The sequence below is a fragment of the Citreicella sp. C3M06 genome (assembly GCF_018860705.1).
In the GTDB taxonomy this organism is placed as follows: Bacteria; Pseudomonadota; Alphaproteobacteria; order Rhodobacterales; family Rhodobacteraceae; genus Salipiger.
The window spans coordinates 42,806-61,114 of the sequence record NZ_JAHKQA010000007.1 but is presented as its reverse complement, the minus strand read 5'-3'; the positions used below and the strand labels follow the sequence as shown (position 1 = coordinate 61,114).

At 63.3% G+C, this 18,309-nt stretch carries 18 protein-coding genes; 9 read left to right on the top strand and 9 right to left on the bottom strand.

Going from position 1 to position 18,309, the window contains the following annotated elements; genetic code table 11:
• The first annotated feature begins 52 nt into the window (after positions 1 to 52).
• The 6 genes from galU to KO516_RS02380 all read left to right on the top strand — a co-directional run bounded on the left by galU (position 53) and on the right by KO516_RS02380 (position 7,295).
• Entirely contained in the window at positions 53 to 949 is an 897-nt protein-coding gene (gene galU, locus KO516_RS02405; RefSeq protein WP_216002217.1) for a UTP--glucose-1-phosphate uridylyltransferase GalU, read from the top strand.
• A gap of 6 nt (positions 950 to 955) precedes the next feature.
• Positions 956 to 1,939: a UDP-glucose 4-epimerase GalE gene (gene galE / locus KO516_RS02400; RefSeq protein ID WP_216002216.1), complete on the top strand. Its 984-nt coding sequence runs from the start codon at positions 956 to 958 to the stop codon at positions 1,937 to 1,939.
• Positions 1,920 to 3,101: a glycosyltransferase family 1 protein gene (locus KO516_RS02395; RefSeq protein WP_216002215.1), complete on the top strand. Its 1,182-nt coding sequence runs from the start codon at positions 1,920 to 1,922 to the stop codon at positions 3,099 to 3,101. The genes galE and KO516_RS02395 overlap by 20 nt, the downstream gene beginning before the upstream one ends.
• 73 nt (positions 3,102 to 3,174) lie before the next feature.
• Positions 3,175 to 4,161 (top strand): glycosyltransferase family 2 protein, encoded by a 987-nt coding sequence (locus tag KO516_RS02390; RefSeq protein ID WP_252737364.1) that lies wholly within the window; start codon positions 3,175 to 3,177, stop codon positions 4,159 to 4,161.
• On the top strand, positions 4,158 to 5,858 hold the full coding sequence (locus KO516_RS02385) for a beta-1,6-N-acetylglucosaminyltransferase (protein ID WP_216002213.1): 1,701 nt from the start codon (positions 4,158 to 4,160) through the stop codon (positions 5,856 to 5,858). The genes KO516_RS02390 and KO516_RS02385 overlap by 4 nt, the downstream gene beginning before the upstream one ends.
• 6 nt (positions 5,859 to 5,864) lie before the next feature.
• Positions 5,865 to 7,295, top strand: a complete 1,431-nt coding sequence (locus KO516_RS02380; RefSeq protein WP_216002212.1) for a sulfotransferase family 2 domain-containing protein — start codon at positions 5,865 to 5,867, stop codon at positions 7,293 to 7,295.
• 90 nt (positions 7,296 to 7,385) lie between these two features.
• On the opposite strand, the gene KO516_RS02375 is transcribed toward KO516_RS02380, so the two are convergent.
• The 6 genes from KO516_RS02375 to KO516_RS02350 form a co-directional block, all read right to left on the bottom strand.
• The gene (locus KO516_RS02375; RefSeq protein ID WP_216002211.1) at positions 7,386 to 7,850 is read right to left on the bottom strand and encodes a PTS sugar transporter subunit IIA; all 465 of its coding nucleotides are present in this window, start codon (positions 7,848 to 7,850) and stop codon (positions 7,386 to 7,388) included.
• 57 nt (positions 7,851 to 7,907) lie between these two features.
• Positions 7,908 to 8,471: a ribosome hibernation-promoting factor, HPF/YfiA family gene (hpf, locus tag KO516_RS02370; protein WP_216002210.1), complete on the bottom strand. Its 564-nt coding sequence runs from the start codon at positions 8,469 to 8,471 to the stop codon at positions 7,908 to 7,910.
• Positions 8,472 to 8,729: 258 nt separating this feature from the next.
• A complete protein-coding gene (gene lptB, locus KO516_RS02365) occupies positions 8,730 to 9,488 on the bottom strand; it encodes an LPS export ABC transporter ATP-binding protein (protein WP_216002209.1) in 759 nt (252 codons plus the stop codon).
• Between the two features lie 2 nt (positions 9,489 to 9,490).
• Positions 9,491 to 9,979: a lipopolysaccharide transport periplasmic protein LptA gene (gene lptA / locus KO516_RS02360; RefSeq protein ID WP_216002208.1), complete on the bottom strand. Its 489-nt coding sequence runs from the start codon at positions 9,977 to 9,979 to the stop codon at positions 9,491 to 9,493.
• 11 nt (positions 9,980 to 9,990) lie between these two features.
• Entirely contained in the window at positions 9,991 to 10,596 is a 606-nt protein-coding gene (lptC, locus tag KO516_RS02355) for an LPS export ABC transporter periplasmic protein LptC (protein ID WP_216002207.1), read from the bottom strand.
• A gap of 3 nt (positions 10,597 to 10,599) precedes the next feature.
• The gene (locus KO516_RS02350) at positions 10,600 to 11,214 is read right to left on the bottom strand and encodes a ribonuclease D (RefSeq protein WP_216002206.1); all 615 of its coding nucleotides are present in this window, start codon (positions 11,212 to 11,214) and stop codon (positions 10,600 to 10,602) included.
• Between the two features lie 887 nt (positions 11,215 to 12,101).
• On the opposite strand from KO516_RS02350, the gene KO516_RS02345 reads away from it, so the two are divergent.
• Positions 12,102 to 12,791: a sugar transferase gene (locus KO516_RS02345; protein WP_216002205.1), complete on the top strand. Its 690-nt coding sequence runs from the start codon at positions 12,102 to 12,104 to the stop codon at positions 12,789 to 12,791.
• 210 nt (positions 12,792 to 13,001) lie between these two features.
• Here the strand turns inward: KO516_RS02345 and KO516_RS02340 are convergent, their stop codons facing one another.
• Together KO516_RS02340 and KO516_RS02335 are read right to left on the bottom strand one after the other, a co-directional pair.
• Positions 13,002 to 13,670 carry an OmpA family protein gene (locus KO516_RS02340; RefSeq protein WP_216002204.1) on the bottom strand — a complete coding sequence of 223 codons (669 nt, stop codon included), beginning with the start codon at positions 13,668 to 13,670 and terminating at the stop codon, positions 13,002 to 13,004.
• Between the two features lie 140 nt (positions 13,671 to 13,810).
• A complete protein-coding gene (locus tag KO516_RS02335) occupies positions 13,811 to 14,647 on the bottom strand; it encodes a bifunctional helix-turn-helix domain-containing protein/methylated-DNA--[protein]-cysteine S-methyltransferase (protein ID WP_216002203.1) in 837 nt (278 codons plus the stop codon).
• Between the two features lie 142 nt (positions 14,648 to 14,789).
• On the opposite strand from KO516_RS02335, the gene nth reads away from it, so the two are divergent.
• Both nth and KO516_RS02325 read left to right on the top strand, forming a co-directional pair.
• A complete protein-coding gene (nth, locus tag KO516_RS02330) occupies positions 14,790 to 15,434 on the top strand; it encodes an endonuclease III (RefSeq protein WP_216002202.1) in 645 nt (214 codons plus the stop codon).
• On the top strand, positions 15,431 to 16,438 hold the full coding sequence (locus KO516_RS02325) for an adenosine kinase (protein WP_216002201.1): 1,008 nt from the start codon (positions 15,431 to 15,433) through the stop codon (positions 16,436 to 16,438). Before nth ends, KO516_RS02325 begins: the two co-directional genes overlap by 4 nt.
• A 414-nt stretch (positions 16,439 to 16,852) precedes the next feature.
• On the opposite strand, the gene KO516_RS02320 is transcribed toward KO516_RS02325, so the two are convergent.
• Positions 16,853 to 18,307: a S8 family serine peptidase gene (locus KO516_RS02320; RefSeq protein WP_216002200.1), complete on the bottom strand. Its 1,455-nt coding sequence runs from the start codon at positions 18,305 to 18,307 to the stop codon at positions 16,853 to 16,855.
• Between the last annotated feature and the right edge of the window lie 2 nt (positions 18,308 to 18,309).

Here is an 18,309-nt window from a genome sequence, read left to right as displayed (position 1 = left end):
ACCGTACCCTCGACACGCGAGGCTTTCGGATTATTTCAAGGAGCAAACCGTTATGCGCAACAAGGTGACCAAGGCGATTTTTCCAGTCGCCGGTCTCGGCACAAGGTTCCTGCCGGCAACGAAGTCCGTTCCGAAGGAAATCATGACCCTGGTCGACCGCCCGCTGGTGCAGTACGCCATCGACGAAGCCCGCGCCGCGGGCATCAAGGAATTCATCTTCGTGACTTCGCGCGGCAAAAGCGCGCTTGAAGATTACTTCGATGTTGCTCCCCACCTCGAGGCCGACCTGAAGGCCAAGGGCAAGGACAAGCTTCTCGAGATCCTCGAACATACCAACATGGACTCGGGCGAGATTGCCTATATCCGCCAGCACAAGGCGCTTGGCCTCGGGCACGCGGTCTGGTGCGCCCGGCGCCTGATCGGCGACGAGCCCTTTGCGGTGATTCTGCCCGATGACGTGATCGCGGCGGACAAACCCTGCCTTCAGCAGATGATCGAAAGCTACGAAGAAGTCGGCGGCAACATGGTCGCCGCGATGGAAGTGCCCGCCAGCCAGGCCAGCAGCTATGGCATCCTCGACGTTCAGGAAGACATGGGCAGCCTCGTGTCGGTCAAAGGCATGGTCGAAAAGCCCAAAGCTGGCACTGCGCCGTCGAACCTTGCGGTGATCGGCCGCTACATCCTGTCGCCGAAGATCCTTGAAAACCTCGAGAACAAGGAAACCGGCGCGGGCGGCGAGATTCAGCTGACCGATGCCATCGCCAAGCAGATCGGCGATGAGACCAACGGTGTCTATGGCTACCGCTTCAACGGTCAGCGCTACGATTGCGGTTCCAAGGCAGGCTTCCTTCAGGCGACCGTGGCCTTTGGCCTCGAGCGCGAAGAGCTTCGCGATGATCTGGCCGCCTACCTTCACGAGGTTGTCGCGGCGCGCAAGGCGGCCCAGTAACGCCTCATGACCCATGTATTGGTTACCGGGGGTGCGGGCTATATCGGCTCGCACGCCTGCAAGGCGCTGAAAGCGGCGGGCTACACGCCCGTCACATACGACAACCTCGTGACCGGCTGGCGGGATTCGGTCAAATTCGGCCCGTTCGAGCACGGAGACCTGTCTGACCGGGCAAAACTGGACGCGGTATTCGCCAAGTACCAGCCGGTGGCGGTGATGCATTTCGCCGCCCTGAGTCAGGTTGGCGAAGCGATGTCCGAGCCGGGGCGCTACTGGCGCAACAACGTCGAGGGTTCGCTGACCCTCATCGAAGCGGCCTGCGCCGCTGGCTGCCTGAATTTCGTGTTCTCATCGACCTGCGCGACCTATGGCGAACATGACAACGTCGTGCTCGACGAGGCCACGCCGCAAGAGCCGCTGAACGCCTATGGGGCCTCCAAGCGCGCTGTCGAAAACATCCTGCGCGATTTCGAGGCCGCTTACGGGCTGAAATCGGTGATTTTCCGATATTTCAACGTGGCGGGCGCCGATCCCGAAGGCGAGGTCGGCGAGCATCATCGCCCCGAAACCCATCTGATTCCGGTGATGCTCGAAGCCATCGACGGCAAGCGCCCGGCGCTGACCATTCACGGCACCGATTACGACACGCCCGATGGCACCTGCATTCGCGATTACGTGCATGTCTGCGATCTGGTCGATGCGCATGTTCTGGGGCTGAAATGGCTGCGCGAGGACAAGGGCAGCCAAGTGTTCAACCTTGGCACCGGCACGGGGTTTTCCGTGCGCGAGGTCATCGATGCATCGCGCGCCGTGACCAATCGCGAAGTGCCCCATTCCGAAGGGCCGCGCCGCGCTGGCGATGCCACCAAGCTGGTGTCCGGCTCGACCCGCGCCGCCGGCGAACTGGGCTGGGAGCCTGCGCGCTCGACCATGCCGCAGATGATCGCGGATGCCTGGAACTGGCATCTGAATGGCCATTACGACGGCTAGACTTCTGGACCTGACGCGGCTGGTCTCACGGGCCGGCCGCGCCTTCACCGGCATTGACCGGGTGGAATACGCCTATCTTTCCAGACTGTTGTCCGAAGGGCCCCTGTGGGGGCTGGTGCGCACGCAGATGGGTTATCTTCTGCTGAACAGATCGGGCTGCGCCGCGCTGAAGGCGCTGCTGGAGGGCGGCGCCTTTCCCGCGCCGGACCTGCTGTCACGCTTGCGCAGGCGCGACAGTCGGCGCGCCGGGGCCGAGACGGCCTTGCGCCGCGTCGCGGTGGCGCGCTGCCTGCCATCGGGGCTGCGGCGGATGTTGCGGGCGCTGCCCGAGGGCTGCACCTACCTCAACGTCGGGCACACGCTGTTCAGCGTCGACGCGCTGCGGGATCTGCGGGTGGTAGTGCTGTTGCATGATACCATCCCTCTCGATCATCCTGAGTTTACCCGAGACGGCATGACCGAGCGGTTCACCGGGTTTCTCGACCGGGTCGGGCAATCTGCGGCGCTGGTGATCTGCAACTCGGCGCAGACGAAGGCTGATCTGGCGCGGCATCTTGCATCGCCCCCGCCAAACGTCGTAGCCCATCTGGGCGTCGATGTGGCGCGTCCCGGACAGATGCCCTCCGGGCCGTGGGTCGGGGCACCCTATTTCGTGGCATTGGGCACCATTGAGCCGCGCAAGAACCACGCGCTGCTGCTTAACCTGTGGCAGCGCCGCGCATCCCGAAGCAATGTCAGCCCCCCGCATTTGCTGATCTGCGGCGCGCGGGGCTGGGGCAATGCCGAGGTGTTTGCCCGGCTCGATGCCGGAATCGCAGGGGTGCATGAATTGCCGGGCCTGCCTGATCATGCCGTGGCCGCCTTGTTGCAAGGCAGCACCGGGCTGCTGTTTCCAAGCCTCGCCGAGGGCTACGGCCTGCCCCCGATGGAAGCCGCCGCGCTGGGGGTGCCGGTGCTGGCCGCCGATCTGCCGGTGTTGCGCGAGGTGATGGGGGATATTCCCATTTACGCTGCGGTAGCCGATACATATCGTTGGGCGCGGGAAATCGACCGGCTGGCAGCGGATCGACAGGCAGGGTGTCACGAAAAAGGTTCAACGCGTGCGGCATTTTATCCGCCCACATGGGATGAACATTTCAAGTTCGTGTTAACCCTGATCTGATAGCCGGAAACCGATAGGCCGGAGAAACCGGCCGCAGAGAGGGCACGCTTTGGGTGCATGGCAGTCATATCGGCTGAGGCTTCAGCGCAAACGCTGGCGCATACGCGCCCTGCGCAAGTCGCGTGAACTCAGGCCAGTGATCAATCGCACCGGGCAGATCAGGCCTTCGGACCTTCTGGTTTTCTGCACCGCCCGGAACGAAGGCATCCGCCTGCCCTATTTCCTGCAGTATTACCGCGAGATGGGGGTCAACCACTTCTTCTTTGTCGACAATGACAGCAGAGATGGCTCGCTCGAATTCCTGTCGCGGCAAGAGGATGTATCGGTCTGGTCGACGCGTGGCAGCTACAAGCGCGCGCGCTTCGGGGTGGATTGGCTCAATCATCTGTTGCGCAAATACGCCCACGGGCATTGGGCACTGACCGTCGATCCGGACGAATTCTTCCTCTACCCGTTCTGCGACACCCGCCCGCTGCGCGCCCTGACCGACTGGCTCGATGCCTCGTCGATCAAGAGCTTTTCCGCCATGCTGCTGGATATGTATCCCAAGGGGCGCATCGACGCGCAGCCCTACGTGGCCGGGCAGAACCCGCTTGAGATCGCGTCATGGTTCGACGCCGGAAATTATTCCATTTCCCGCAACAGACGCTTTGGCAACCTGTGGATTCAGGGCGGGCCCCGGGCCCGCGTGTTCTTTGCCGACGCGCCGCAAAAGGCGCCGGCGCTCAACAAGATCCCGCTGGTGAAATGGGACAGGCGCTATGCCTATGTCAGTTCGACCCATATGCTGCTGCCACGCGGGCTGAACCTCGTCTATGACGAGTGGGGCGGCGAAAAGGCCAGCGGGCTGTTGTTGCACACAAAATTCCTCGACACCTTTGGGACGAAGGCCGCCGAAGAGCTTGAGCGCAAGCAGCATTATGCCGCCTCGGTCGAGTATCTCGCCTATCACAATGGGATCAAGGACAACCCCGATCTGTGGTGCAGGTGGTCCGAGAAATACATCAACTGGCGACAGCTCGAAATCCTCGGATTGATGTCCAAGGGCAACTGGGCATGAGCGTTGGCATCGTGATGCTGGTGCACACGGCCTTTGACCGGGCCGAGCAGGTGGCCCGGCACTGGGTGCGCGCGGGCTGCCCGGTGGTGATCCATGTCGACAGCCAGGTTCCAGGACATATCTATCAGCGCTTTGTCGATGCGCTGTCGGATCTGCCCGAGGTGCTGTTTTCGCGCCGCCATCACTGCGAATGGGGCACATGGGGGCTGGTGGCGGCCAGTCAGGATGCCTCCGAGCTGATCCTGCACCGGTTTCCGGCGATCCGGCATGTGTATCTCAGCTCTGGCTCCTGCCTGCCGCTGCGCCCGGTCGAAGAGCTGATCGAATACCTCGACGAGCGCCCCCGCACCGATTTCATCGAAAGCGCGACCACCGCCGATGTGCCCTGGACGGTGGGGGGGCTTGATCACGAGCGATTCACCCTACTGTTCCCGTTCTCATGGCGCTCGAACCGCTATCTTTTCGACAGGTTCGTCGATCTGCAACGTCGCTGCGGCTTTGGACGGCGCATTCCCAAAGGCATCACGCCGCATATGGGCAGCCAGTGGTGGTGCCTCACCCGGCAGACGCTGAGCGCGATCCTGCAAGACCCGGACCGCAGCCGCTTTGATCGCTATTTCCGCCGGGTCTGGATTCCGGACGAAAGCTATTTCCAGACGCTGGCTCGGCTGTATGCGACCAATATCGAAAGCCGGTCCCTGACCCTGTCAAAGTTCGATTTTCAGGGAAAGCCGCATATCTTCTACGACGATCACCTGCAATTGCTGCGCCGCTCGGACTGTTTTGTCGCCCGCAAGATCTGGCCGCATGCAGAACGGCTGTATCAGGCCTTTCTGACCGATGGCACCGGCGCCGAGAACCGGCAAGAACCGAACCCCGGCAAGATCGACCGGATCTTTGCCAAGGCGGTCGATCGGCGGACCCGTGGGCGCGCCGGTCTGTATATGCAGTCGCGGTTCCCCAACCACGGCTGGGAAAATGGGACAACCGCTTGGAAATACTCTGTGTTTCAAGGGTTCAGCGATCTCTTCAAGGATTTCGACGGCTGGCTGGCGCGCTCGACCGGGGCGCAGGTGCACGGCCATCTGTTTGCCCCGAAGCGGGCGGAATTTGCGCAGGGACAGACGGTGATCAACGGCGCGCTGCCCGACACGGCCGCGCTGCGCGATGCCAACCCACGGGCGTTTCTGACCAATCTGCTCTGGAATACGCGGGGCGAACGGCAGTGTTTTCAACACGGCCCGCATGACACGCCTGACATCGTCTGGCACCTTGCGCGCGATCCCAATGCGCAGATCAGCGTGATCTCGGGGGCTTGGGCGGTGCCCTTGTTCAAATCCAACGCCAATTTCGCCGATCTGCGCGCCGAGGCTGCCTTGCTGCAAAAAACCGAAAGCAGCATGCTCGACCAGCTACGCTCGCCCGAGGCCAAGGCCCGAATCCGGATCTGGACCATGGCAGAATTCATCGAAGCGCCGATGGAACCGCTTCAGGTGCTGATCGACGAAATCGGCCAGCGCACGCCGCGCCGCCTTGCCGAAGCCCCGGTGATGGAGGATCTGACCGGCTTTGGACAATTCCTGCAAAACCTCAAGAATCAGGGGATGCACCCGTATCTGATGGGCGATTTTCCGGTGGAACCGGTGCCGCGCAACAGCCGTGGCAAACGCCGCAAGCCCTATCTTGTGAAGAGCTGAGTTCATATGACCGATCGCTTCGACAGTTTCGTCGTTTTTGCCGAGATGCGCACCGGCTCGAATTTTCTCGAGGCGAACCTGAACGCCTTCGACGGGCTGAGCTGTCTGGGCGAGGTCTTCAACCCGCATTTCATCGGCTACCCGAACAGCACGGAGGTGCTGGGCATCACGCAAGAGCGTCGCGATCAGGATCCGATGCTGCTGCTCAACCGCATCCGCGAGCGGATGCCCGACGGAATTGGCGGGTTTCGATTCTTTCACGACCATGACCCGCGGGTGCTGCCGGCGATCCTAGAAGATGAACGCTGCGCCAAGATCGTGCTGACGCGCAACCCGGTCGACAGCTATGTCAGCTGGAAGATCGCGCAGGCCACCGGGCAGTGGAAGCTGACCAATGTGTCAAAGCGCAAGGAATCGCGGGTGCGCTTCGATGCGCCCGAATTCGAAGCGCATCTCGAGGCGTTGCAGGCCTTTCAGGTGACGCTGATGAGCGCGTTGCAGGTCAGCGGGCAGACAGCGTTCTACATCGCCTACGAGGATCTGCAGGATGTGCAGGTGATGAATGGGCTGGCGCGCTGGCTGGGCGTGTCCGCGCGGCTTGACGGTCTGACCGCCTCGCTGAAACGGCAAAACCCGGAGCCGGTCGCCCAGAAGGTGTTGAATTTCGACGAGATGGAAGGCGCGCTTGCACGGCTCGACCGGTTCAACCTGACCCGAACCCCGAATTTCGAGCCTCGGCGCGGGCCGCAAGTTCCGAGCTATCTTGGCGGCGCCACAACGCCTTTGCTGTTCATGCCGATCAAGTCCGGGCCCGAAGCAGCGGTGACGCGCTGGCTCTGCGCGCTCGATGGGGTGGAGGAAGACGCGCTTGCGCGCGGGTTCAGCCAAAAGACCCTGCGCCAGTGGAAGCGCGACCGCGAGGGGCATCGCAGCTTTACCGTGGTCAGGCATCCGTTGGCGCGGGCGCATGATGCGTTCTGTTCCAAGGTGCTGACCACGGGGCCGGGGAGCTATGCGGGCATTCGCCGGACTCTGCGGCGCGCCCACGCGCTGCCGATTCCCGAGGAAGAGCCGGGCGCGGATTACAGCGCCTCGGCCCATCGTAAGGCGTTCGAGGCGTTTTTGCTGTTCCTGAAGGCGAACCTTGCGGGGCAGACCGCGGTGCGGATCGACGGGCATTGGGCAAGTCAGACGCAGGTGATTCACGGCATGTCGGAGCTTGTCGTACCGGACATGGTGGTGCGTGAGGATGAGATGCTGGCCTATTTGCCAGCGCTGGCCTTGCAGGTCGGCCATACGGCCCCGCCCGACCCGGAGAAGGTTCCGGTTACGGCGCCTTATGCACTGGCGGAGATCTATGATGATCGGCTCGAAGCGGCGGCGCGCGATGCCTATGCCCGCGATTACCTGATGTTCGGCTTCGCAGACTGGGGCTAGCGCTTGCGTCCACAGCCGGTGGGGGCCAGCCCCCACACCCCCGGAGTTTACCGGCAAGATGAAGGGGGCCCTCGCGCCTGACCAGCGGCGCTATGCTGCTTGGGAGGAGCGGTCTTCGGTCAGGATGGCGTGCAGCGTGGCCGGGTCTGGATTGGCGCGCAGCTTGTTGCACAGCCCCGCGTCGCGCAGGGTACGCGAGACCAGGGCGAGGGCCTTGAGATGCTCGACCCCGGCATCTTCGGGCGCGAAGAGCGCCAGAATCAGATCGACGGGCTGGCGGTCGACGGATTCGAATTCGACCGGCTTTTCCAGCAGGATGAAGACACCGCGCACCTCATCGATGCCATGAAGACGGGCATGGGGCAAGGCAACGCCATGTCCCACGCCAGTGGGCCCGAGGCTTTCACGCTCCATCAGCGCCTCGACGACGCGAGGCGCTTTCAGGGCGTATGCAGTTTCAGCCAACTCGGCGATGTCATGCATCAACCGTTTCTTGCTGCTGGCCGCGGCGACCACCTTGACCGCCTGCGGACTCAGAAGTTCCAGAAAGGTCATAGACCGCCTTTCGCTGTCTGCTCATGGGCGCGCTGGCCTCGGGGCGCGACCCGTTCGTTACGGATCGATCCAGCCGATGTTGCCATCGTCGCGACGATACACGACGTTCACGCCATCCTTTTTCTCGTTCCGGAAGACCAGCACGGGGGCACCGGCCAGCTCCATCTGCATAACGGCTTCACCGACCGACAGCGAGGGGATCTTGGCTTCCATCTCGGCCACGATGATCGGTTGCAGCGAGTCCGGCTCATCAGCTTCTGAGTCGGTCTCGCCGGCGAGGATATACGAGGAGCCCCCGAAGAGTTCAACGGGCTCTACGCGATCCTTGTGATGGTCTTTGAGACGGCGCTTGTAACGACGCAGCTGCTTGTCGATCTTTTCGATGCAATCGTCGAACGAGGCGTAGATCTCGGTTGCCCGGCCCTTGGCCGAAGCATTCAACCCGGTCGACAGATGGATGGTGACTTCGCATATGAATTCATGCGCGCTCTTGGAAAAGGTGATCTGTGCGTCGGTCGCGCGGGAGGAATATTTATCCATCACCGGAGCGAGCTCGGTTTTCACATGAGTTTGCAGCGCTTCGCCGATGTCGATCTGCTTACCCGTGATCTGATAGCGCATATTGGTTCCTTCTCTTCTTTTGGACCCGTCGCCCTTCCGCTTGCTGCGGATGAGTCACGTGGGTACGAGCCGGGAAAGACACAAGGCCGTTGCGATCGGTGCCCGGGCCTCCCTCTCCTCAGGGGCCTCTTTTAGGGCCTGCAAGACGGCGATGCGTCATGACTTGATTTGACTTCAGACTCGGGCTGAGTGTCAATGATCTGTCGCAAACCATGGCCTGCCGACTGCCGACAAAGCGAAGGAACATCCAAGGCGCGCTTAGCCGAAGCGGAAATTCTCGCCCAGGTAAACTCTGCGCACGTTTTCGTTCTGCACCACCTCGGCGGGGGTGCCGGACATCAGCACCTTGCCGTCGTGCAGGATATAGGCGCGGTCGACGATCTCGAGCGTTTCGCGCACGTTGTGATCGGTGATCAGCACGCCGATGCCGCGAGTCTTGAGATCGGCGACGAGGTGGCGGATATCGCCGACGCTGATCGGATCGACCCCGGCGAAGGGCTCGTCGAGCAGCAGGTATTTCGGATCGGCCGCAAGGCAGCGGGCGATTTCCACGCGGCGGCGTTCACCGCCCGACAGCGCCAGCGCCGGGGCGCGGCGCAGGTGTTCGATGGAAAATTCGCCGAGCAGTTCTTCGAGCCGTTCGCGGCGCCGGGTCGCATCGGGCTCGACGATGTCGAGCACCGAGGAAATGTTGTCTTCGACCGACAGGCCGCGAAAGATCGACATTTCCTGCGGTAGATAGCCGATGCCAAGCCGCGCCCGGCGATACATCGGCAGCCAGGTCGCATCGCGCCCGTCTATGGTGACCTGCCCGCTTTCGGGGTTCACCAGACCTGCCACCGCGTAGAATGTCGTTGTCTTGCCCGACCCGTTGGGGCCCAGCAGCGCCACCACCTCGCCCCGGTCGAGCGACAGGGTCACGTCGCGGATCACCACGCGCTTGCGATAGCTCTTGCGCAGATGCTGGACGCGCAGGCCGCTGTCTGCGTCGGCGACGGTCAGTTCCGGAAGGGCCATGCTTACCGCCCGTCGGCAGCGTTGCCGATGACGGTTTTCACCCGGCCACTCATCTGCGCCGTTCCAGCGTCAAGATCGACCTCCATCCGTTCAGAGGTCAGCACATTCTGGCCCTGTGTCAGCAGCACGTTGCCCGTCATGACGATGGTGCCTGCGTCGATGCTGTAATCGGCGCGCTCGGCCTCGGCGGCATCGTCGCCGCTGACCACGGTCACACCGCCAGTGGCTTCCATGCGCTCGATGCTGCTTTCGTCCTCGGTGTAGATGATCAGCACGCGGGGCGCGGCAAGGCGCATCTCGCCCTGCCCGATCACCACATTGCCGCTATACAGCGCCGTGCCGTCGGACTGGTTGACCTGAAGCTGATCGGCGCTGACCTCGACCGGCGCGCTGGTATCCTGCTTGGTGCCGCCGAAGGCCACGTTGGTGCCTTGCGCCGCAACCGGCCCCGCAAGGGCAATGAAAATGGCGGCGATCAGCGTACGGTACATCGGCATAGCCCTCATGGATCTTGCGGGTCATATACCAGCTTTATGCCGCCGGTGAAAAGCAGTTGCACATCGCCTGTGCTCGCATCCGACGCGATCACCAGCTTTCCTGCGGTGAAACGCCCCGCCGGACCGGTGCCGCTGACCGGGGCCAGCGTCTGTGCACCGATGCGGTCGATGGCGCTCACCATGTGCTCGGTGTCCATGACATAGCCGGTCGAGCTTTCGATCCGCACCGCGCCTTGCAGGTCTGCGGTCATGGCGCCGCTGTCGATGCGGGCCTCTTGGGCGCGCAGGGCAAGGCTGCTGCCATCGGCCATGTCGAGCTGTGCGTCGAGCCGGTTCGCCAGCATCTGCTGCGCCTCATCCCCAAGCGGTTCGACCGTGTCGGCGGTAAAGCGCAGCTGGTCGCCGTCTTGCGTGGTGCCGATATACACAGGTGCAACGATCTGTTCGCGGGCGCCCGAGGGGGCATCGCCCTCGACCACCGGCAGTGTGCTCACCGGCGCGCTGCCGCGCGGCAGCAGGAACAGCGTCGACAGCATCACCAGCGCGACCAGCGGCAGCAGCAGCTTCAACCAGCCAATCAGCCGCGTGTAGGAATCTCCGCGCCGGACCATGGCTCAGCTATGCGCAAAGATGTCGGTGTCGGCCCAGCCCGCAAGGTCGAGCCGCGCCCGCATCGGCAGGAAGTCGAAACAGGACTGCGCCATGTCGCTGCGCCCCTCGCGCTCGAGCCGGGCGATCAGAACCTCGCGCAGGCGGTGAAGGTGCAGCACGTCCGATGCGGCATAATCAAGCTGCGCCTTGCTCAGCTCCGCCGCGCCCCAGTCGCTGGATTGCTGCTGTTTCGAAATATCGACGCCCAGCAACTCCTGCGTCAGGTTCCGCAGCCCGTGACGATCAGTATAGGTGCGCACCAGACGGCTGGCGATCTTGGTGCACCAGACCGGCTGCGCCAGCGTGCCAAAGGCATGATACATCGCGGCGATATCGAAACGCCCGTAATGGAACAGCTTGAGAACCTGCGCATCGGCCAGCAGGCGGCACAGGTTCGGGGCCTCGGTCTGGCCGCGGGCGATCTGGACAAGATGCGCATCGCCGTCGCCCGCCGAAAGCTGCACGACGCACAGCCGGTCGCGACGCGGGTCGAGCCCCATCGTCTCGCAGTCGATGGCGACGACCGGCCCGAGGTCCAGCGTGTCTGGCAGATCCTGCCTGTGAAGATGTATGGCCATGCACGCCGCCCCAAGTTGCCGCACCGAGATATGCAGGCTGCACGACTCATGCAACCAAAAGCCGGGGAAAGGATTCGGAAACCATGTCTCAATCGAGCGATCCGTCGACGCAATGTGGCGCGATTCGACCCGAGTTAGGCGAAAGCTGGGCAGTCGGTGGTCATCACTTAGGCACAGCCCATCACGGATTATCTCCGCCTGTAACATTTCGTTATCGACTATGTTCTCGCGGAGCGTGTCGATCAACCGGCAGCGCTTGCGATCCACTCGGCGTAACAGGCGATCGGGCCGCGTCCGCGCAACGAAGATACGGTGGCCGGATTGTTTCCACCCCGGCTCGACCGGCCCCCGCCGAGGCTCGTATCTGACCGCTCTCCGCCGCCCCGAGCCCAGATTTTTCCGCGCTGCAGCATGAATTTGCCGGTTTTGGCACCGGTATTGTTTCCACCCAAAGACAGCCCGGCTCCGAAAGCATGGCGGACGATTCTATTCAAACACCCGGTATTGGGAGGCGGCTATTCATTTAAAATAGGTTAACCGCGGATTTACATCTGCCCGCAAAGAACAACCATAAGCTGTTCATAAAAGCGTCGGTTGACCCCAGCGAAGTCGCGGCGCATAAACATAAAAGTGGAACGAATGAACACATTCCGGTCACAGAACTTGATTATCACAACGGCACCGGGGGGTTGGTGCCATCACTCGGGAGCTTATGGCGAGTTCACTGCAATCTTGACCGGCGCATTGTCGGAAATCCCCGACCTCTCCAGAGGATAAACCTGAGCCCGGCTTTGGCCGAACCATGCGCTCGGCTGTTTTTCTGGAAGAGACCCGGAGGCGCAGGCCCTTTCCGTTTCCCGTCGATGCAAAACCTCTAGGAGGTCACGTTGACACTGCATATTCGACAACCGGTCATCACGGCCGAATTCGACAGGCTGATTGAAGACACGCTGCTCAAGGCGCCGCGTGCGCAGTTTTACCGCGACTTCGGCAAGCGAAGCCTTGATGTCGCCATCGTGCTTCTTGGGGCCGTGCCCGTTGTTCTGGTGACGCTGGTTCTGGCAGCCCTGATCGCGCTTGATGGCAAGTCGCCGTTCTTCCTGCAAAAGCGGGTCGGGCGTCATGGCCGGATCTTCTACATGTGGAAGCTGCGCTCGATGGTCGCCGATGCGGAATCGCGGCTGGAGGCGCATCTGGCCTCGGATCCTGCCGCCCGTGCCGAATGGGACCGCAACCAGAAGCTTCGCAACGACCCGCGCATCACAGTGGTTGGTCGCATCATCCGCAAGACATCTCTGGACGAGTTGCCGCAGCTGTTCAACGTGCTGCGCGGCGACATGAGCCTTGTCGGCCCGCGCCCGATGCTGGTGTCGCAGCAGGAGTTGTATCCGGGCACCGCCTATTACGCGCTGCGCCCTGGCATCACCGGCTTCTGGCAGATCTCTGTCCGCAATGAATCGAGCTTTGCCGAACGGGCCGGGTTCGACACTGATTACCTGCGTCAGGTGTCGCTTGGCACCGACCTGTCGGTGATCGCAAAAACCTTCCGCGTCGTTCTGCACGGCACCGGCTGCTGAACTCTCTCTCTTCAAAGCTCGCGACAGACCCCCGGCCCTTGCGCCGGGGGTTTTTCGTTTACGCCAGATACCGCCACCTGTCTGCCCTTGCAGCCTTTCTGCCTGCCCGCAAGGGCACAGGCCTACGGTATCGCTAGGGCGATGCGTCCGGAATGCAAAAACGCGCCGCGGGTGGGCCGCGGCGCGTCATGTCAGCGAGACCTGAAAGGCTTAGCTGGCGTTCGGCAGGATCACGATTTCGACCCGGCGGTTCTGCTGCTTGCCCTCTGCGGTCAGGTTCGACGCGATGGGCTGGTTTTCGCCGCGTCCGATCGACTGGATGCGGTAGGACGGCACGCCTTCGGACATCAGCACCGAAGCCACGGACTGCGCCCGGCGCTGCGAGAGCTGCTGGTTGTAGCCCGCATCACCATCGCTGTCGGTGTGGCCGATGACCTGCACCGTGGTGTTGGGATATTCCAGCAGCGAGCGGCCCACGGTGTGCAGGTCGGCCTGAAGGTCGGGGCGCAGCGATGCACTGTCGGTGGCGAACAGGATGTCCTGCGGCAGGGTCACGATCAGCCGGTCGCCGGTGTTGTTGATCCCGACATTGTTGCCCAGCTGCTGTCGCAGCGCGGCTTCCTGCTTGTCGAGGTTGTTGCCGATCAGGCCGCCCGCCGCCGCGCCGACGGCAGCGCCAACGAGGGTGTTCTTGACGGTGTCATTGTTGTTGCCGCCCAGAATGCGGCCTGCCGCGGCCCCGCCCAGCGCGCCGATCACCGCACCCGACTTGGCGCGTGCGTTGGGATCGCTGTCGTCGATCAGCGTAATATCGCTACAGGCCGCCAGCGCCAGCGCGGCGGTGAGCGTCAGGAAAATCGGTTTGGTTGCCCGGATCATGAAAAGCCTCTCCTCATGGTATGCAGTCCCCAGAGTCGGGGTCTGCGTGGGTTATAGCCTGCCGTTTACCAGCGCCAACCACGGTTATGCGATCACATCGGCGGGAGTCTGCGCATCCCGCAACAACTCTCACGCCGATGTCACGCCTCGAGCCGCGCCGATTCCCACGCAAGGATCGCCCGCTTGACCGGCAGCCCCCAGTGATAGCCCCCCAAGCCGCCCGATTTGCGCAGCGCCCGGTGGCAAGGGATCAGCAGCGAGATCGGGTTGCGCCCGACCGCCGTGCCCACCGCCCGCACGGCGCGCGGGTTTCCGATGGCCTTGGCGATTTCGGAATAGCTGGTGACATGGCCGGACGGGATGCGCATCAGTGCCTCCCACACCTTGATCTGGAACGGCGCGCCGATCAGGAACAGTGGCACATCGCCCTGAGCCTGCCCGAAGGCGGCGGCGGTCCAGTCCGCCAGCATGGCGGGATCTTCGACGTAGCGCGCCGCCGGCCAGCGGGCGCGCAGATCGCGCATCGCCTCCGCCTCACCGGATTCGGCGGAAAAGGCGATGCCGCACAGCCCCTTGTCGGTGCCCATCATCAGCGCCGGTCCAAACGGGCTGTCGAACCAGCCCCAGCGGATCACCAGCCCGTCACCGCCTCTGGAATACTCGCCCGGGCTCATCGCCTCCCAGCGCAGGAACAGATCGTGCAGGCGTCCGGTGCCGGACAGCCCGGCCTCATGCGCTGTCTCAAGCGTGGTGAACCGCTCGTCCAGCAGCGCCTTGGCGTGACCCAGCGCAAGGTATTGCTGGAAGCGTTTCGGCGACACCCCGGCCCAGCGCGAGAACACCCGCTGGAAATGCGCCGGGCTCATGTTCAGCCGCCCCGCCAGCGCCTCAAGCGATACGCCGGGGCCGGCTGCGTCGACCTCGGCGATGGCGCGGCGCATGAAATCGAAATGATAGCCTTGGGCGTCCTGCTGCATCTGTCCGGCTCCGTTCTGCGTGACACAGCAGTAGCCTGACCGAGGCCGCCGCGCGACCCGGATCCTGCGGTTTCAAGGCCAGCCCCTCGCCCGCAACGCTAACTGCTTGCCCGGACCGCGTTTGCCCGGCATATCCGGACAGATGGCAAAACAGCTCGATTATCATACCCTGCGGGAGATCTTCACCCGCTTTCAGACGGCGGAACCCGAACCAAAAGGCGAGCTGCATCACGTCAACGCCTATACGCTGGTTGTCGCCGTGGCGCTGTCGGCGCAGGCAACCGACGCCGGAGTCAACAAGGCCACGGCGAAGCTGTTCGAGATCGCCGATACCCCCGCAAAGATGCTGGCCCTCGGGCTGGACGGCGTGACCGAGCATATCAAGACCATCGGCCTGTTCCGCAACAAGGCCAAGAACGTCATCAAGCTGAGCCAGATCCTTGTCGACGATTACGACGGCGAAGTGCCCTGCTCGCGCGCCGCGCTGGAAAGCTTGCCCGGCGTTGGGCGCAAGACCGCCAATGTGGTGCTCAACATGTGGTGGCATTACCCGGCGCAGGCGGTCGATACGCATATCTTTCGCGTCGGCAACCGCAGCGGCATCTGCCCCGGCAAGGATGTCGTCGCCACCGAGCGCGCCATCGAAGACAATATTCCCGTGGATTTCCAGCATCATGCCCATCACTGGCTGATCCTGCACGGTCGCTACACCTGCGTCGCGCGCAAGCCGAAATGTCCTGCTTGCCTGATCCGCGACCTCTGCCAGTTCGAGGAAAAGACCCTATGACCCTGCCCCACCCCACCAAGAAATATCAGGTCGTCGGCATCGGCAACGCCATCGTCGACGTGCTGAGCCGCAGCGATGACAGCTTTCTCGACCATATGGGCATCGAGAAGGGCATCATGCAGCTGGTCGAACGCGACCGCGCAGAACAGCTGTACGGCGCGATGGAAAACCGGGTGCAGGCACCGGGCGGGTCGGTGGCCAACACGCTGGCCGGGATCGGCAAGCTGGGGCTGCGCACCGGCTTTGTCGGACGGGTGCGCGACGATGCGCTCGGGCGGTTCTACGCAGAAGGCATGGAGCGCGACGGCACCGATTTCGTCAATCCGCCGGTGGTGGGCGGCGAGCTGCCGACCTCGCGCAGCATGATCTTCGTCTCGCCCGATGGCGAGCGCTCGATGAACACCTATCTGGGGATCTCGGCCGAGCTTGGCCCCGAGGATGTGTCCGAAGACGTGGCGGCGCAGGCCGAGATCGTGTTCCTCGAAGGCTATCTTTTCGACAAGCCCAAGGGCAAAGACGCCTTTACCCGCATGGCCCGCAAATGCCGCGCCGCGGGGGGCATCGCCGGCATCGCCATTTCCGATCCGTTCTGCGTCGAACGTCACCGCGACGATTTCCTGCGCCTGATCGCCAACGAGATGGATTACGTCATCGGCAACGAGGCCGAGATCCGCTCGCTGTATCAGGACGATCATCTCGACAAGGATCTGGAGCGGGTGGCGGCGGTCTGCCCGCTGGTGGTCTGCACCCGGTCGGGCGACGGCGTCAGCGTGATGAAGGATGGCCAGCGCATCGACGTGCCGGTAACCAAGGTGGTGCCCATCGATGCCACCGGCGCGGGCGATCAATTCGCCGCAGGGTTTCTGTACGGGCTTGCCACCGGCGCCGACATGGAAACCTGCGCCCGGATGGGCACCGTTGCCGCATCCGAGGTCATCGCCCACATGGGCCCGCGCCCCGAGGCAGACGTAAAGGCCCTGCTGCGCCGCGAGGGGTTGATCTGAACCATCGCCTCTGGCGTCGTCGCCCCCTGACGTCGCGCCAGACTGCAAGACCTGTGCGCGCCGGAATCCTTGGCGCGCATGACAGAGCTCGGGCGATCTCAAAGAGACCCGGCCCCGTCGACTTGGCCCACGCCTGATCGCAACGCATTTTACCGAAACCAAGCGACAGAACGCTGCCATTTCTTGACGCAAACGATTTAAATCGACACGCTCCTTTGAGTTCAGGGCAAATTCCGAGGGGCGAATGGAATCGCTGAGTGTCACGGCTCCGCCTGTCAACGACCGCGCTGCCGAAGCGCGCGCCCGGTCACGGGAGGCGCGCGCCCGGGCCAGAGAGGCCGTAAGCGTCGCACAATCCCTTCAAAAGGCTGCGTCTCTGTCTGACAACAGCGCAGCAAAGGCGCCGCGCAGCGATCAGTCCGGCTCGTCCGCGGCCTGAAGCGCGTCGAGCGCAAGCGGCGCATTGTCCTGCGATATGGCCAACAGTTTCTGCTTCATGGCATGGCCATCCAGATCTTTCCCGGCTGGGCTGGCCTTGATCAGCGAGACGATGCCCGCAACGATGGTTGATGCCGCCGAGGTGCCTCCGAACAAGGTATAAAGCCCGCGCGGCAGGCTTTCCTGCCCCATCCGGTCAGCGATCACGCTGGCAGGCAGGCGATCTTCGGTCAGGTCGAGATCGGATGTCGTGCTTGCATCATAGCCGTAAGGTCCGGGAATGTCGGTCGCCAGCACTCCGTAAGGCGAATAGTCGGATTCGGCATCGGTCCGGCCCTCGACAGCGGACAGATCCAGCCGCCGCGCCCGCCACGATGTGTCAGAATGGCGGAAATAGGCGTTTGAAATCTCTTCACGATCATCCGAAGGCGCAAGCACCGTCGGCCCGTCTGCCTGCCCCGAGGAATAGCTAGCAATCCTGCCAAGGCTGTTCACCGCCCCCACGGTGATCAGTGCATTGTCCGGCGCGGCCAGAGAGGCGGGATATTCCAGACGGCTCTGGCCGCTGTTCCCGGCGGCAAGGATCACCGGCACATGCGCAGCGATTTTCAGCAGCAGTTCTTCGAACAGCAGCTTGTCGGCGTAGCGCGCCGCGTCGGTCAGGTTGCCGTTGCCGCGCGGATCGGCGTCTTCGCCGAGTTTTGGTTTGCCGTCCTCCCCCCAGACCGCGAGGTAATCGGCGGGGGCGATCATGTCTTCGGCGGCGCGCGGCATCAGGATCACATCGGCGCCCCGGTCGATGGCATACAGCAGCCCCATCACCAGCGGCCAGTAGGCAGGGCTGTAGACCGTGGCGATGGGAATCACCTGCGCCACCGGGTTCACCCCGTAATAGGGCAGCGTCACCGGGCTGCGATGCGTTGCCCCTTCGGGTTCGGGCCGCCCGGCCAGCAGCCCCGCACAGCAGGTGCCATGCGCGGCGAAACGGGCCGAGGGCGATGGCAGGTCGATCCGCGCCGGGCTCAGCGTTCCGGCCAGATAGCCGTGGATGGCATCGCCAAGCTGCGGCGTCAGCGGGCGGTCGAAGAACGCCGCGGGATCGTCGATGCCGATATGCGCCAACGCGGCAGGCAGCCGGTCGAACCGTGGCACGGCAGCATCGGGATCGTCGGCATAGAGCGTGCCCTGCACATGGGCGGCAAATTCGATCGGCTGGTGCAGACAGGGGCGCCCCGGCTCTTGCAGGTTGGGATGATCCAGCGCCGCCCCATTGTCGATCAGCGCAATCCTGAGCGGCTTTGCGTGGTCCAGCAGCGCCACCCAGGCCGGGCTGGGCTGCCATGTTTCAGGGGCGGTTCCGACAGGTTGCAACGCGCCGATCCGTGCGAGATGCCACAGGAAATGTTGCCCATACCCGGGTTCGTCCATCATAT